The sequence below is a fragment of the Cellulomonas persica genome (assembly GCF_007989825.1).
In the GTDB taxonomy this organism is placed as follows: domain Bacteria; phylum Actinomycetota; class Actinomycetes; order Actinomycetales; family Cellulomonadaceae; genus Cellulomonas; species Cellulomonas persica.
In genome coordinates, this window is the sequence record NZ_BJUA01000001.1 from 249,889 (window position 1) to 264,159 (window position 14,271).

Below are 14,271 nucleotides of genomic sequence, written 5' to 3' on the forward strand. Positions count from 1 at the left end.
TCGGCAACCTCTTCGCGCGAGCAGCGGCGCGCTCGGCCACGACCTGCCAGGCGCAGGCCGCCGTGACCCGGTGCCGGTCGGCGTGCACGTCGACGAACCGGCCGATCGGGCGACGGTTGATCGAGTAGCCGGTGCCGTCGACGCGGGCTCAGGCGGCGGACGTCGGTTGCGGGCCGTCGGGCGTGATCCCAGCGACGATGCGACGGAACAGGCGTTCGTAGTCGTCGACCATGCGGTCGGCCGAGAAGCGGGCGAGCGCGTCAAGGCGGCACGCCGCGCGGTCGAGATCGCCGACGGCAGCGACGGCGGCGGTCGCTTGTGCGACGTCGTCGACGAGAAAGCCCGAGATGCCGGGCCGGACGAGCTCCGGCATCGAGCCGCGAAGGAAGGCGATGACGGGGGTGCCGGTGATCATCGCCTCGACCACGGACAGGCCGAACGGCTCGTCGAAGTCGATGAGGTGCAGCAGCGCCCGCGCGCCGCCGAGCAGCTGGTTGCGTTCCGCGGGCCCGACCGGTCCCCGGTAGGTCACGTTCGTGCCGTCGAGGTGCGGCTCGACCTCGCGGCGGTGGTAGTCGGCGTCCTGGATCACACCGGCGATGACGAGCGGCAGGCCGACGCGGCGGGCCACCTCGATCGCCGCTGCGGTGCCCTTGTCCGGGTGGATGCGCCCGAGGAACAGCAGGTACCCGCCGTCACCCGCGCCGGCGGTGAAGTCTCGTGCCTCGATGCCGTGATGGATCGTCGCCGCGTAGGTCAGGTCGGCTCGACGGTCGGCGTGACTGATGGCGACGTAGTGGCCGACGTCGTCGTAGGCGCGGTAGACGGGCACGATGTGTTCCGAGGAGAAGCCGTGGATCGTCGTGACCACGGGCGTCGACGTCATGCGGGTGAAGACGAGTGGCAGGAAGTCGAACTGGTTGCTGATGACGTCGAACTGGTCGGCGCGCTCGAACACGGCGGCGATGTGGAGGGCCTCGAAGACCTTGGCGTCGACCGAGGCGTCTTCCTCGTAGCCGGCGGGCGCCTCGGCGTGCAGCCGGGCCGAGGTCAGCGAGTCCGCCGTCGCGAACAAGGTGACGTCGTGCCCACGGGCGACGAGCCCCTCGGTGATCGTCGCCGCGACCTGTTCCCACGGCCCGTAGTCGCGCGGCGGCACGCGATGCGCGATCGAGGCGAGCACGGCGACTCTGACGGTGGCCTCCCCGGGTTCGGCTCGAGCGTACGCCGGGGCCTCGAGGGATCTGGGGTAAGGTGACGGAGCAGCATCGCACTGGGCCGGACGTCATTCGCGGCCTCGGCTCCGCCCCTGTGCGGAGCACTCAGGGACGCGGCCTTCTCTCCTCCTCCGTGCACGGCAGCACTCTCGCTGCGGCAACGCACCATGGAAGAGGCCCCCATGGGCGCCCGAATCGGCATGCTGTCCACCTATCCACCCACGCAGTGCGGCATCGCGACGTTCAGCGAGGCACTGGTCACGCACCTGGTGGCCGCCGGGGCGGACGTCGGCCTGGTCCGGCTCGTGGACGCGCCCGCGCCGCCCGTGCCGCTGGTGGTCGAGCAATGGGTCACCGCCGAGCCCGCGGCTGCGGCCGCGGCGACGCTGGACGACTACGACGTCGCCGTGGTGCAGCACGAGTACGGCATCTACGGCGGCCCCGACGGGCAGGACCTCCTCGACCTCGTCGCGCGGCTGAACGTCCCGGTCGTCGCGGTGCTGCACACGGTCCTGACCCGGCCGTCGAGGAACCAGCACCGAGTCATGGCCGAGCTCGTCGACCACGCGGCGGCGCTGGTCACGATGACCACGACCGCTCGCGACAGGCTGATCACCGGCTGGGGCGTCGACCCGGACCGCGTGACGGTCATCCCGCACGGCGCCGAGGACAACCGGTCCGCCATCGTGCCGTTCCCCAACGGAAACACCCGCCGACGCCGCGTGCTGACGTGGGGACTGTTGTCCGAGGGCAAGGGGATCGAGTGGGCCCTGCTCGGTCTCGCGGAGCTGCGACGCAAGATGCCGCTGCCGGACTATGAGGTCGTCGGCCAGACCCACCCGCGCGTCCTGGAGCGCGAGGGCGAGGCGTACCGCGACCGGCTCGTGGAGATGACGGCGAGCCTGCACCTGGCCGAACGGGTCCGGTTCGAGCGCAGGTACCTGTCGAGCCCGGACCTGCGTGAGGTGGTGCGGCAGGCAGACGTGATCCTGCTTCCGTACGACTCGCCCGACCAGGTGACGTCCGGAGTGCTGACGGAGGCGGTCGCTGCCGGCAAGCCGGTGATCTCGACGAACTTCCCGCACGCGGTCGAGCTGCTCTCGAGCGGCGCCGGCCTCCTGGTGCCGCCGCGCGACCCGTCCGCGCTCGCCGTCGCCCTCGAGCGGGTGCTCACGATCCATGGGCTGGCCGACCGGATGGCCGCGACGTCCCGAAACCTCGCCGCGTCCTTGCTGTGGCCCACCGTGGCCGCGCGCTACCTCGAGCTTGCCTCGTCGATGCGAGCACTGACCGTTCCCGCCGCGCTCTGATGGACGGCACGACGGCCCGCGGCCGTCCGCTCCCGCTCGAGCACCTGCTGCACCTGACGACGCCGGACGGGCTCTACGAGCACGCGCTGGGCACGGCGCCGCGCGTCGCGAACGGCATGTGCGTCGACGACGTCGCCCGCGCGCTCGTCGTCATGGCACGGATGCCGGCGCCCACGCCCACGACGCGGACGATGACGACGACCTGCCTGCGCTTCCTCCGGGATGGCCAACGCTCCGACGGCCTCATGCACAACAGACGGACCGCTGGTCGCACGTGGGTCGACGCGGCGTCGACCGGAGACCACTGGGGCCGTGCGCTGTGGGCATTCGGCACGGCCGCCGCGCACCTGGCCGACGAGGATGTCACCGCGGACGCCCTCCGAGGCGCCGACCTGGCGATGCGCGCACGATCCCGCTACCCCCGCGCGATGGCCTACGCTGCGCTCGGCGCCGCCCAGATGCGCCGCATCTCGCGCGACGACGTGATGGCGTCCCGCCTGCTGCTCGACGCCCGAGCGGTGCTACCCCGCTTCGGCTCTGGCGAGTCGTGGCCGTGGCCCGAGGCCCGTCTGACCTATGCCAACGCGGTGATCCCGCAGGCGATGGTCGTCATCGGGGTCGAGCTGGGCGACGACGACCTGCTGAAGAACGGCCTTCGCCTGCTGCGCTGGCTCGTCGACGAGCAGACCGTCGACGGTCACCTGTCGCTCGTCCCTGCCGGCGGACGGGGACCGGGCGACGCACGCCCGGGCTTCGACCAGCAGCCCATCGAGGCCGCCGTGCTGGCCGAGGCCGCGTCGACCGCGTACCTGGCGACGGGCGACGGGGGCTGGCACGCGGTCGTCGACCGGTGCGTCGCCTGGTTCGAGGGCGACAACGACAGCCGCGTCCCGATGCGGGACCTCGAGACCGGCGGCGGCTACGACGGCCTGGAGCCGGCGGGCGTGAACCGGAACCAGGGCGCGGAGTCGACGCTCGCGTGGCTGGCCTGCCTCCAGCTGGCGCAGGCGCAGCCCTTCGCGGCGCGATGAGCTCCTCCGCGACCGACGACCCGAGCTGGGTCCGACGCACCGACGTCAGGCTGGGTCCGGACCCCACGCGTGTGGTCAGCACGCTCTTCCTGCCGGGCCAGGAGCTGCTCGCGTCCGGCGAGTCGCGATCGGCGGGCGTGCTCGCCCGTGTGCTGGGCCTGACCGACGGCGAGGTCGACGCGGAGCTCGACGCCCTGGCCCGTGCGTTCGCTCCTCGTCACCGGGACCTCGACGCCAGCTGGGACGCCCACTTCGCATTGATGCGCCACCGGCTCACCGACGCGGCGGACCTGACGCCTCACCGGCGGCGGCTCATCGGCGCTTACTTCACCCAGGAGTTCGCTGTGGAGGGCGCGGCACTGTTCAACCCAACCCTCGTCCCGCACCCCGACCAGAGGGGAGTCGCGGCGGGCGCCACGCGTTTCGTCATGACCGTGCGCGCCGTCGGCGAAGGCCACGTCTCGAGCATGGGTCTGCGCACGGGCGTCATCGACGCCCACGACGACCTCACGTTCGATCCACCTCCGTCGGTCGGCGTGCTCCCGGCTACCCTGGCCTCCCCCTACTCGCGCGAGGCTTTCCAGCATCGGCTCGACGACCTCGGCAGCCACCTGACCAACGCCGACTTCGTCCTGGACGCCCTGCCGCCGACGTTCGACCGGAACGACCTCGATCGCGCCCTGGACGTGCTACGCGCTCAGCGCCTGACTCGGGGCGCGGCAGAACGCACCATCGCCCGCCTCGAGTGGATCGCCGACTGCACCTACCAGGTCGAGTACCCGTCCGACTCGGCCATCGGCGAGAGAGTGCTGCTGCCGCACGGCGCCTCGGAGAGCCACGGAGTGGAAGACGTCCGGATGGTGCGCTTCACCGCTCCCGACGGCGAGCAGGAGTACCTGGCCTCCTACACGGCCTTCGACGGGCGGGAGGTGTCGATGCAGCTGCTGCGCACCAGCGACTTCACCCGGTTCACGGCGACCCCCTTGTCGGGCCCGGGTGCACGGAACAAGGGCCTCGCGCTCTTCCCCCGTCAGGTCGGTGACCGATATCTCGCGCTGTCACGGGCCGACCGGGAGACCAACTCGGTCACCACGTCGAGCGACCTGCTGCACTGGGAAGAGCCCGTCGTCGTCCAGCGTCCCGCACACCCTTGGGAGCTGGTCCAGCTCGGCAACTGCGGATCGCCGATCGAGACCGCGAGCGGCTGGGTCGTCCTGACCCACGGCGTCGGACCGATGCGCACCTATTGCATCGGCGCGCTGTTGCTCGACCTGGACGACCCGACTCGGGTCCGTGGACGCCTCGCGCGCCCCCTGCTCACCCCTGCGGCCGACGAGCGCTCCGGCTACGTCCCCAACGTCGTCTACTCCTGCGGAGCCATGCTCCACGGCCGCACGCTCGTCCTACCGTACGGCTGCAGCGACTCCACGATCCGCATCGCACTGGCCGACCTGGACGCCCTGATCGAGGAGCTGCACACTTGACCGACACCCCTGGCGCGGGCACGCCGACCGGCCCCAGCAGCGGCGACCGCTCTCCCACGGTGGCTGCCCGCGCCAGCTTCGGGCGCACCGTCGGCGTGTCCAAACCCTGGGGGCACGAGGCCCTGTTCGCCGACGGCACGCACGGCTACGTCGGCAAGCTCATCTTCGTGCGAGCCGGACGCGAGCGGGTCCTCGACGAGGTCTCCGACACGCCCGCCGGTGCGCGTGCGCGTCGGAGACCGGCTGGTCGCAATCAGGCCCTAGCGGGCGGCGGGGTGCATCTCAACGGGCCCGGGGGACCGAACAGGCGTACGATTGAGCTCCAGGAACCGGCTCGAGCCAAGGACCAGCCCTCCTGGTGACACCAAGGAGGGCTTCATGCCCGTCCAGAGCAACTCCACGCCTCAGCCCGCCCACGACCTCGAGCATCCGCTCTCCATCGACGACTGGCCCTCCCGGCCCGCCCCGGGCCCGCGAGCGGCCAGGCCGGTGCGGAGCCGGACCAGCGCCGCCTGGTTCGGCGTCTGCGTCGGCGCCCTCGTCCTCGTCGCCCTCGTCGTGTTCATGATGCAGAACACGGCGCCCGTCGAGGTCACCTTCCTCGGGATGTCCGGCGCAGCGCCGCTCGCGCTCGTCCTGCTCATCGCGGGTCTCGGTGTCGGCATCGTCGCGCTCGTCGTCGGTGCCCTGCGCATCGGCCAGCTGCGCCGCCGCATCCGCGCCGACCGGCGCTCCACGCCGCTCGCTCGCTGAGCCGCCTCGACGCCCGCCCGGGAAGCACTCTCCCGGTGCGGGCGACACCCACCTTCGGAAGAGGTCCGCCATGACCAGCACCGCACCCACGCAAGCACCCGACGCCGGCACGCACGACCTCCGCCTGCTGTCCATCCTCGAGTCCGGGCTCCCCGCCGAGCTCGGCAGCGCCGACGAGCCCGCCACGTACACGGTGCCCGCCGTCTTCTCCCGGCAGGTCGGCCGTCACGAACGGACCCGCATCGAGGACCCCGAGACGGCCCGACGGCTGTCCCGACCGGGCGGCGAGACGAGTGCCGGGCGGGGGCTCAGGCTCGTCGTCTCCGACCGTCGGCTCCTGATCGAGAACACCAATCTCGCCCAGCTCCGCGACGGCCTCGCCGCCGACCTCGCGGCGATGCTGCGGGAGCTCGGCAGCGATCTGCGGGCCGTGCGCGACGAAGCCGCCGCCGCGACCCAGGCCCGTTCCGTCGAGGTGCAGCGACGGGCCGACCTGACCCACGCCGCCGTCGCGGACATCCGTTTCGAGTAGGTCGTCGTGGATGCCTCGGCGCTCCCTGGTGCGACCACGCCGACCGCCGCGCGCCCTCGTGAGCGGCAGGTCAGCGACTTCACGGCCCTCGGGCGCACCGTTCAGGCTTCGGGCCTGATGCGGCGTCGGTACGCCTACTACTGGGTGCGGTTCCTGCTGCTGACGACGCTGTTGGCGGTCGCGTTCACCGCGTTCGTCCTCATCGGCCCGTCGTGGTGGCAGCTCGTCACAGCGGCCGTCGTCGCCGTGCTGCTCGGGCAGGTCATGTTCCTCGGGCACGACGCCGCCCACCGGCAGATCTTCGAGTCGGGGCGGTGGAACGACTGGTCCAGCCTGGTGATCGCCAACCTCTACGCCGGCATGAGCTACGGCTGGTGGCAGCACAAGCACTCCCGCCACCACGCCAAGCCGAACCAGATCGGCGCCGACCCCGACATCGCGACCGACGTCATCGTCTTCCACACCGAGGACCTGCCGGCGCCCCGCACCGGCCTCAAGGGCTGGCTGACCCAGCGCCAGGGCTGGCTGTTCTTCCCGCTGCTGCTGCTCGAAGGCCTCAACCTGCACGTCTCAGGGGTCAAGACGATCTTCGGCCGCGGCCACGTCAAACGGCGTCCGGTCGAGATCTCTTTCGTGACCGTGCGGCTCGGCGGCTACCTCGCCGTCGTGTTCTGGCTGCTGCCCTTCGGGATGGCGTGCGCGTTCCTCGCCGTCCAGCTCGGGCTCTTCGGCCTCTACATGGGTGCCGTGTTCGCGCCCAACCACAAGGGCATGCCGCTCGTGCCCCGCGATGCCCGGATCGACTTCCTGCGTCGCCAGGTCCTCATGAGCCGCAACGTCCGCGGCGGGCGGTTGGTCGACGTGTTCATGGGCGGGCTGAACTACCAGATCGAGCACCACCTGTTCCCGAACATGCCGAGCCCGAACCTGCATCGCGTCCAGCCCATCGTGCGGGCGTTCTGCGCGGAGCACCATGTGCCCTACACCGAGACCACCCTGCTGCGGTCCTACCGCATCGTCGTGCGGCACCTCAACGCCGTCGGTCTCGCGGCGCGCGACCCCTTCCAGTGCCCGCTCGCCATGAAGTACCGGTCGGTGCGGTAGGCCGCCGGTCGACATCACGGCGCCTTGTGTGCACCGAGTTCGACGGAGGCTCGGAACCGACGCCGCGTGTCGACGTTCGTCCGAGCCGCCTCTCGTCGCAGCACGGACTCGCCCTCGCCGCGATCTCAGTGACGCGAAGGTCGGCCTGGTGTCGACTCCCCCGCTGACCACCATCAGTCCCGACCTGGCCGCATGGGCCCAGATCGCCTCGGCTGCCGTGCTGCACGCCCTCGACACCGATGACGCACCGCCCTTCCCGACCGGCACCCCCGATGCCACGCTGCGGGTCGTCCGGCGCGCCTCGACGTAGCGCACGAGGCGCGGCGCGAGCAGCGCGAGCAGCACGGGTCCGCGCACCCGCCGACGGCGCGCTGGAGACCGGCCCCGGAGGGATGAGCCTCAGCGCAGTCGACGACAGTCGTCTCCGCCTGCGGCGACGACCTCAGGCGTGGAGGTCGTGGGCATCGAACCTGTTGGGAGCCAGATGTGAGTTCTCGTCCGCGGCGGTGACCTGCGGTTCCATGGGGCGCGTCGGCGATCCATCCGGACCGATTGGGGCCTCGTTGTTGACAGCGTCAAAGTCCAGCGGCGCCGATGAAGTAGTTACTCGCTCTCGCCACCGCCGTCGACAGACTCCCCTGCGGCTCCGACGGTCACAGCCGAGAGACAGTCGCGTTGGACCCGAATGTCACTCACCTCCCCGCCTGGCCCGTCGGCGCTCGATCACTTCGCAGCCCAACGTTTCAAGAGCGGGAAGACGAAGGTCAGATGGGACCGCCACCTCGCTTTCCACCCACGCCTGCGGTCGGGGTGCGAGCAGCGCGCTCTCCTCCCAACGGAACTCGGCGGTATCCATCGGGACCAGCGACAGGATCTCGGCTGAACTCACCTCGCGGATGCTGGCGACGTGCGATGCGGTCACGTGTTCGGCGACGAGAGCCGCGCCAGAGAATTCCACCTGCACGAGCCTCCACTCGGCTCCGTGTAGTCGGCACTTTTCGAACTCGTTGCGGCTGAGATGGAAGGTGCCCCTAGTTCGCTCGGTGCACCCTTTCACCTCCCAGCGGCTCGTCTCTCGATCGATGCTCTCGATGTCGTACCCGAACCGGTCCGAGATCTCGGCCACGTGGGTCGCATATCCGCCCCTGCTCTTCAGCCCGGCGAAGACCGCCAACTCAGCCGCACGCCCGATTCCTAATGGCAGTTGGTCCGTTTCGGGTGAACTCGCGAGCATCGCGCTCAGCATCATCTGTTCCAGCTCGGGCTGCAGCCATTCCATGCCGTCCAGATCCCTTGACGGAACGACCTCCCATCTCACCTGGCCTCCAGCGATCGCGACGGGCAGCCACGCCGGCGGATCGAGCTCCAACATCATTGAAGCGATTGCGACGAGCGTCGTGCGATCGGCGACGTCAGCGACGGCCCTCAACCGCGCGCTCGTCCCGATGGCACTCGCGAGGGACACCAGGCCCGCTTTGATCAGGAAGTTCGCGGCCGGCTCGTGATCTGTCGCGGCCGCCAAATAGGCGCTCCGGTCTCGCGCAGCCCGAAGCCACGACGGGATGTCCGCAACGCTGCCGTGGCGGATCGCGTTAGCCAGGTGAAAGACGCTCGTCGCGGCACCATGCGTAGGGATCATCGTCTATGCGAATCCCAGGTGGCTGAGGATCGCTGCTTCATCGTCCTCCTCGGCCGGCGGTGCATCATGGTTCTCGTCGCTCTCCGGCAACGCGACCCTCACGAGTCCAGGATCGTCCATCAGAAGGGCGAGCGCCTTGACCTTGTCCTTCAGACGGTCATCGACGACTGCGTCGACCGTCTCTTCGCTGATCAACACGGTGAACCGGGTCTCGATCTCCCGTCGGAGGCCCAGCCGGTGGATTCGGTCCTGGCTCTGCAAGAAGTGGCCGGCATTGAACGTCCGGTCGAGGTAGATGGCGTGATGACACCAGTGGTGGAGGCTGACTCCCTCGCCTGCTGCGGCCGGATTGGCGAGCAGGACCGAACATGACGCGTCGTTGCGGAACCGTTCGAACTCAGCTTCACGGGTGACCGCGCCGGGCGGTGCGGAGTCCTGTGGTGGGACGCCGCCGTGGACGACCGCTGGGTTGAACTGGGCGAGCTCGCGGGCGAGAGTCTTGAGGTTCCGCACGAACGTTGACCACACCAGAATCTTCTCGCCGCGCGCTGCCGCTTCGTGGACAGCGTGCTTGACGTACTCGTACTTCCACGGGTACTCGTACTGGTTGTAGTTCCGCAGAAGCCTGCTCAATGGCTCGTTCCCAGCGAGCTCGAGCGGCGGGTGCTCGAACCCCTCCTCGTCGGCCCTGTCGGAGCCGGCGACGATCAGAGATGGGTTCGTGGCGGCCTCCAAGAGGTACATCACGACCCTGCCGAGCTTCTTGAACTCGCGCTTGGAGTCCTTCGACAGCCCGAATCCGCCCCGGTACCTGCCGACGAGCGCTGCGTAGATCTCGTGCTGGATCGGGCTCATCGGCCGGGCGACGATCTCCCATTTCGGATCGGGGATGTCGAGTGCCGACTTCGGCGAGCGGACGAAGTAGCGGCGGATCGCTTCGCTGGTTCGTCTCACGACTTTAGGGTCGCGCCCCATCGAGTCGTTGTAGACGTCGGGTGGGAGTATGGAGCGGTCCTGTCCGGGGTACAGGAAGCGCATCAGCGCGATCAGGTCTCCCGCTCCCTGTGGGGCGGGTGTTCCAGTCAGGATGTCCCGACGCCGCGCCGCATAAGCCAAGTCCAACACTGCCCGTCCGTGCACACGGCCGGCACCGCGCTTCACACGGTGCGCCTCGTCGAGTATCACCTGGGTCCGGGCGGAGTCAACAAACTCGCGGATACGTTCGTAGTCGCCGGCGACGCGATGGTAGTTCGTCAATAACAGATCGGTAGCTATCGGTATGACCGATCCCGGACCGGTGTGGACCGTGATCTTAGGATTGTCTGCCAGGCAATCCACCGAGTCCGTCTTCCACGCGTCGAAAGCGGCGATCGGACCTATGACGAGCAGACGGTCGACTTCGCCGCGAGCACGCTGGAGCGCGAAATTCGCGAGTGCCACCGTGGTCTTTCCGGCACCGGGCACAGAGAAGTCGGCACCATGTGGGAGGAGCATTAGCTTGGCCAGGTTGCGAAGCTGGAACGGCTTGAGCTGGCGCACGAAACCACAGGCCGACAATTCCGCAGCCAGCCCTTCAGCGGCCTCACTCGGGTACCTGGCGAGCCTCGGAGCCACGGTGAGCTCCCTCCGAGGTCACCGTCACGATCGGCATACGACCTGACCTCACGGTGCCGCAGCGGGTCCTGGCCTCGAAAGGGCGATCCCCGCGAGGGCTCGACCAGCGGCAGCCGCAGCCGCGGCTTGCTGATCGGGCAGCAGGTGAGCGTATGTCTCGGTCGTCGTGGTGATCGACTCATGTCCGAGACGACGCTGCAACACGAACAAGTCCGTGCCGGCGGCGATCATCCAGGACGCGTGCGTGTGCCGCAGGTCGTGGACTCGCGGACGCTTCGTCAACCGCGGCCGGTCTCGGTCGGGCTTCCCATCGGGCGTCTTCGGATCGTTCGCAGCATCGACCGCCGGCGTCCAGGTCGTGGTCCAGAACCTCGACGACGAGAGCTGGCTTCCGACCGTGTTGGTGAAGAGGAGCTCGTCCGGTGCCTTCGCTGCCACGAGCGGCAGGAGAACGTCGACGAGGTCGTCCGGCAGCGACACCGTCCGACGGGCTCGTTTCGTCTTCGGCGGACCGACGTACCAACGGCGGGCTCCATCGCGCTTCCAGGCCTTGGTGACTCGAAGGGTCGCGGGACGCGACGTCAGGTCCAGATCGCCGACAGTCAGGGCCGTCGCCTCGCCCCAGCGGAGTCCCGTGGCAACCAGAGTGAGGACCAGCGGCTGGTAGTAGGCCGGGATGTACGAGAGGAGCAAGGCGAACTCGTCCCGCGTCAGGACGGTCATCTCGTCCCGGGTCGCCTGCGACTTGGGGAGCTCAACGCCGGTGCAGGGGTTCTCGGGCCGGTAACCGATTCAGCTGGCTCTTGTAGTGCGAGCGGGTATCCGGGCCGATCGATGTCAGCAATTCGATGTGCTCCGCGACTACTTCGTCGACGGAAGGCCCTTTGCTGCGCACGGCCTCGGCGATCCGCGCAGCCTCGGCGGCACGCCCACCAGCCGCCTCAATCAGCCTTTTCGCCACGACAGCGTCGTTCTCGTCGTCGTAGGTCAGGGACGTCTGCTTGCCGCTGTCCGGATCGCGCCAGAGCACCGCGAACGACCGCGTCCCGTCGGCTCGTCGACGCTCACGGATGGAGGCCATACACACGAAGGCAGCCCCTCGCGTCAACGAGTTGCTACCTTCGTGTCAACATCCATTGCGTTTCCGCAGGTCAGATGGGTGGAGGTGGCGGGAATCGAACCCGCGTCCGATGACGTGGAACCAGGGCTTCTCCGGGTGCAGTCCGTGATGGATTTTCTCGGCCCCCACCACTCCCACGGACGGGAAGGTGGACGGGCCCAGTCAGCTAGAAGTCCCGATCCTCACACTGACGATGAGGATCAGCAGTGGCTCTCTAGATGACGCCGGGAACTAAGTCGAGAGCGTACTTAGGCCGACGGACTTCGAAGCTCGCTCAGGCGGCGAGGGCGAAGTCGGTGCTCTTGGAATCGGCACCTATGATTTGCACGGAGCGTTGACGAGATAACCGTGCGTCCTCGACCCGCTTCTCCTGGCTCGACGATCACCGTCGAAACCGATCACCCCCATGTTGATTTATCAAGCGCCCGATCCGTGCGGTCGGCGTGCCGCAGCACGTGCCGAGCAGGTCCAGACTACCTGCCCAACGTGCCGGTCGTCGCCGTGATTCCCGGCCCGGCACAGCCGGTGTCAGCACACGTGTGGGGGCGCGTGTCGGAGGGGCGCACTAGCGTCCGAGCATGGCGGACTTCATCGACGCGGACCTGCGCGGCTCACGCTTCACGCGGGTGGACCTGACCGGAGCCGAGTTCCGACGAGCGCGCCTGAACGGCATCACGGTGCGCGGAGCCGGCCTGCACGGCGTGCGGCTGGACGGGGTCGAGCTGGTCGACGCGCAGATCACGGGCGAGGTCGAGAACCTGACGATCAACGGCGTCGAGGTCAGCGCGTACGTCAACGCCGAGCTCGACCGTCGCGACCCCGACCGGGTCGCGATGCGCCCGACGGACGCCGAGGGCTTCCGCGCGGCGTGGGCGCTGCTCGAGCGGCTGTGGGAGGGCACGCTCGAGCGAGCCCGCGCGCTCGAGCCCGATGCGCTGCACGTCAGCGTCGACGAGGAGTGGTCGTTCGTCGAGACGCTGCGCCACCTGCTCTTCGTGACGGACTCGTGGGTGCGCCGCGGGATCCTGCGCGTCGAGGACCCGTGGGACCCGTGGGACCTCCCGTGGGACGAGATGCCGGACACACCCGGGATCCCGCGGGACCGTACCGTCCGCCCCGACCTGGACGACGTCCTGGTCCGGCGCCGGGAGCGGCAGGCGCTGGTGCGCGGGTTCCTCGCGCAGCTCACCGACGCGAGGCTCGACGAGCACACCGAGCCGCTCGACGGCGACTCGTGGCCGCCCGCGCGGCCGTTCGCGGTGCGTGAGTGCCTCGAGGTGCTCCTGCTCGAGGAGTGGCACCACCGGCTGTATGCCGAGCGCGACCTGACCGCCCTCGGGGCGCCGACGTGAGGGCACCCCGGCAGGCTACGGCGCGGGGTCAGGCGACCGGTGGCGTGACCGTCGGTGGCCTGACCTGGGACCACGGCACCGACGAGCGTAGGCGTGTCCCGAAGATCGCGAAGTACCAGCCGGTCTCGTGCTCCGACAGGTTGCGGTCCGGCAGCCGTCGCCGGTGCAGCAGCCAGTCGGGCATGCCGCGGTCGAAGAACGCCTCGATCTCGAGGTAGCCGCGTTCCTCGAGGTCGAGCACGACGTCGGGCAGATCGCTGTGGGGTGGGTGGGAGCGCGCGTTGCGCGCGACGATGAACGCGCCGATCCCGATCACGCTCAGGATCGCGAGCACACCCGCGACGGCCGGCACACGGTCGGTGGACTGCACCGACCGCGCCAGCTCAGGTACCGCCGTCATCACCTCGACCACACCAACGCCCCCCATCCGCTCGTCCGGCGAAGGGCAATGTATGCAGGGCGATCGGTGGCGCACGAGCCCAGACCTGCCGAATCACTCGGGTTTCGGACACCCGGTCACGCTCGGGGGTGAACCGGACACGCGACACCTGTGCTGCTCCGGGCACGTCATCGTTCGTCCAGGTCAGGGAGCCGGGCCTGGACGTGTGGTCAGGAAGCCAGGTCGGGGAGCCCCTCGCGCAGCGTGGCCAGGCGGACGCCGTCGGCGGACGCGAGCTGCAGGACGGCGACGTCGGCACGCTCGTCGCGCACGAGCACGGACGCCGGGCTGACGGCACCGGTCGTCGGGTCGGTCACGACGATGGAGGTGGCTCCGGCGACGACGTGGGAGTGCGTCACGACGATCCCGCCCTCGGCCACGGCCAGCGCTGCGCCGCGTACCTGGGCGCCGGACTCCCCCGCCGCCGCGACCTCGAGCACCCCGGACGACGAGTCGGCGGACGACAGGCCCGGCCACGCGGGTGCGGCCGGGCGAGCCTGCGCCGCGTCGGCAGGCGCGGCGGCTGCGGCCGCGGCGGGTCCGACGACGCTCGCCCCGACCGCGAGGACCGCTCCGATCGCCATGCCCCGTCGTCGCCCCCGCACGAGCGTCTCGCACCGGGTGTCACGTGCTCGGGATCCGTCGTCGATCGCCATCGTCGTCCCCTCCCTGGCGG

The 14,271-nt window shown here is 69.7% G+C and carries 15 protein-coding genes, 1 other RNA gene and 1 pseudogene; 8 read left to right on the forward strand and 9 right to left on the reverse strand.

Annotation, left to right across the window (positions count from 1 at the left end; genetic code table 11):
• Window positions 1-10: 10 nt before the first annotated feature.
• Window positions 11-133 (reverse strand): annotated as a pseudogene (locus CPE01_RS16975) (Mu transposase domain-containing protein); the annotation flags it as partial.
• A 15-nt stretch (window positions 134-148) separates the two neighbouring features.
• Window positions 149-1,183, reverse strand: a complete 1,035-nt coding sequence (locus CPE01_RS01150; protein WP_146804798.1) for a glycosyltransferase family 4 protein — start codon at window positions 1,181-1,183, stop codon at window positions 149-151.
• A 216-nt stretch (window positions 1,184-1,399) separates the two neighbouring features.
• On the opposite strand from CPE01_RS01150, the gene CPE01_RS01155 reads away from it, so the two are divergent.
• The 7 genes from CPE01_RS01155 to CPE01_RS16270 all read left to right on the forward strand — a co-directional run bounded on the left by CPE01_RS01155 (window position 1,400) and on the right by CPE01_RS16270 (window position 7,741).
• Window positions 1,400-2,527 (forward strand): glycosyltransferase, encoded by a 1,128-nt coding sequence (locus tag CPE01_RS01155; protein ID WP_146804799.1) that lies wholly within the window; start codon window positions 1,400-1,402, stop codon window positions 2,525-2,527.
• Window positions 2,527-3,558 (forward strand): glycosyltransferase, encoded by a 1,032-nt coding sequence (locus CPE01_RS01160; RefSeq protein ID WP_146804800.1) that lies wholly within the window; start codon window positions 2,527-2,529, stop codon window positions 3,556-3,558. Before CPE01_RS01155 ends, CPE01_RS01160 begins: the two co-directional genes overlap by 1 nt.
• A gap of 137 nt (window positions 3,559-3,695) precedes the next feature.
• Window positions 3,696-5,042 carry a glycoside hydrolase family 130 protein gene (locus CPE01_RS01165; RefSeq protein ID WP_222592846.1) on the forward strand — a complete coding sequence of 449 codons (1,347 nt, stop codon included), beginning with the start codon at window positions 3,696-3,698 and terminating at the stop codon, window positions 5,040-5,042.
• Between the two features lie 378 nt (window positions 5,043-5,420).
• Complete coding sequence (locus CPE01_RS01170) at window positions 5,421-5,795, forward strand: LapA family protein (protein WP_146804801.1); 375 nt, start codon at window positions 5,421-5,423, stop codon at window positions 5,793-5,795.
• A 70-nt stretch (window positions 5,796-5,865) separates the two neighbouring features.
• Window positions 5,866-6,327 (forward strand): hypothetical protein, encoded by a 462-nt coding sequence (locus CPE01_RS01175; protein ID WP_146804802.1) that lies wholly within the window; start codon window positions 5,866-5,868, stop codon window positions 6,325-6,327.
• Between the two features lie 117 nt (window positions 6,328-6,444).
• Window positions 6,445-7,431 carry a fatty acid desaturase family protein gene (locus tag CPE01_RS01180; RefSeq protein WP_146804803.1) on the forward strand — a complete coding sequence of 329 codons (987 nt, stop codon included), beginning with the start codon at window positions 6,445-6,447 and terminating at the stop codon, window positions 7,429-7,431.
• Between the two features lie 148 nt (window positions 7,432-7,579).
• On the forward strand, window positions 7,580-7,741 hold the full coding sequence (locus CPE01_RS16270; RefSeq protein WP_186811354.1) for a hypothetical protein: 162 nt from the start codon (window positions 7,580-7,582) through the stop codon (window positions 7,739-7,741).
• A gap of 378 nt (window positions 7,742-8,119) precedes the next feature.
• Here the strand turns inward: CPE01_RS16270 and CPE01_RS01185 are convergent, their stop codons facing one another.
• The 5 genes from CPE01_RS01185 to ssrA all read right to left on the reverse strand — a co-directional run bounded on the left by CPE01_RS01185 (window position 8,120) and on the right by ssrA (window position 12,210).
• Window positions 8,120-9,070, reverse strand: a complete 951-nt coding sequence (locus CPE01_RS01185; protein ID WP_146804804.1) for a protein NO VEIN domain-containing protein — start codon at window positions 9,068-9,070, stop codon at window positions 8,120-8,122.
• Window positions 9,071-9,073: 3 nt separating this feature from the next.
• Window positions 9,074-10,684, reverse strand: coding sequence for a DEAD/DEAH box helicase (locus tag CPE01_RS01190; protein ID WP_146804805.1), 1,611 nt, complete (start codon window positions 10,682-10,684; stop codon window positions 9,074-9,076).
• A 48-nt stretch (window positions 10,685-10,732) separates the two neighbouring features.
• Window positions 10,733-11,407: a site-specific integrase gene (locus CPE01_RS01195; RefSeq protein ID WP_146804806.1), complete on the reverse strand. Its 675-nt coding sequence runs from the start codon at window positions 11,405-11,407 to the stop codon at window positions 10,733-10,735.
• 31 nt (window positions 11,408-11,438) lie between these two features.
• Complete coding sequence (locus CPE01_RS01200) at window positions 11,439-11,765, reverse strand: hypothetical protein (protein WP_146804807.1); 327 nt, start codon at window positions 11,763-11,765, stop codon at window positions 11,439-11,441.
• 76 nt (window positions 11,766-11,841) lie between these two features.
• Window positions 11,842-12,210, reverse strand: a transfer-messenger RNA (tmRNA) gene (gene ssrA / locus CPE01_RS01205).
• Window positions 12,211-12,382: 172 nt separating this feature from the next.
• Here ssrA and CPE01_RS01210 point away from each other — a divergent pair.
• On the forward strand, window positions 12,383-13,156 hold the full coding sequence (locus CPE01_RS01210; RefSeq protein ID WP_146804808.1) for a DinB family protein: 774 nt from the start codon (window positions 12,383-12,385) through the stop codon (window positions 13,154-13,156).
• A gap of 28 nt (window positions 13,157-13,184) precedes the next feature.
• On the opposite strand, the gene CPE01_RS01215 is transcribed toward CPE01_RS01210, so the two are convergent.
• Window positions 13,185-13,556 carry a hypothetical protein gene (locus CPE01_RS01215; protein ID WP_146804809.1) on the reverse strand — a complete coding sequence of 124 codons (372 nt, stop codon included), beginning with the start codon at window positions 13,554-13,556 and terminating at the stop codon, window positions 13,185-13,187.
• Window positions 13,557-13,765: 209 nt separating this feature from the next.
• Window positions 13,766-14,179, reverse strand: a complete 414-nt coding sequence (locus CPE01_RS01220) for a trypsin-like peptidase domain-containing protein (protein WP_146804810.1) — start codon at window positions 14,177-14,179, stop codon at window positions 13,766-13,768.
• Window positions 14,180-14,271 lie beyond the last annotated feature (92 nt).

Bases quoted from the DNA above. Each gene is read 5' to 3' on its own strand.
- CPE01_RS01155 (WP_146804799.1), top strand. From the start codon at position 1,400: ATGGGCGCCCGAATCGGCATGCTGTCCACCTATCCACCCACGCAGTGC.
- CPE01_RS01160 (WP_146804800.1), top strand. From the start codon at position 2,527: ATGGACGGCACGACGGCCCGCGGCCGTCCGCTCCCGCTCGAGCACCTG.
- CPE01_RS01170 (WP_146804801.1), top strand. From the start codon at position 5,421: ATGCCCGTCCAGAGCAACTCCACGCCTCAGCCCGCCCACGACCTCGAG.
- CPE01_RS01175 (WP_146804802.1), top strand. From the start codon at position 5,866: ATGACCAGCACCGCACCCACGCAAGCACCCGACGCCGGCACGCACGAC.
- CPE01_RS01180 (WP_146804803.1), top strand. From the start codon at position 6,445: ATGCGGCGTCGGTACGCCTACTACTGGGTGCGGTTCCTGCTGCTGACG.
- CPE01_RS01185 (WP_146804804.1), bottom strand. From the start codon at position 9,070: ATGATCCCTACGCATGGTGCCGCGACGAGCGTCTTTCACCTGGCTAAC.
- CPE01_RS01195 (WP_146804806.1), bottom strand. From the start codon at position 11,407: ATGACCGTCCTGACGCGGGACGAGTTCGCCTTGCTCCTCTCGTACATC.
- CPE01_RS01200 (WP_146804807.1), bottom strand. From the start codon at position 11,765: ATGGCCTCCATCCGTGAGCGTCGACGAGCCGACGGGACGCGGTCGTTC.
- CPE01_RS01210 (WP_146804808.1), top strand. From the start codon at position 12,383: ATGGCGGACTTCATCGACGCGGACCTGCGCGGCTCACGCTTCACGCGG.
- CPE01_RS01215 (WP_146804809.1), bottom strand. From the start codon at position 13,556: ATGACGGCGGTACCTGAGCTGGCGCGGTCGGTGCAGTCCACCGACCGT.
- CPE01_RS01220 (WP_146804810.1), bottom strand. From the start codon at position 14,179: ATGGCGATCGGAGCGGTCCTCGCGGTCGGGGCGAGCGTCGTCGGACCC.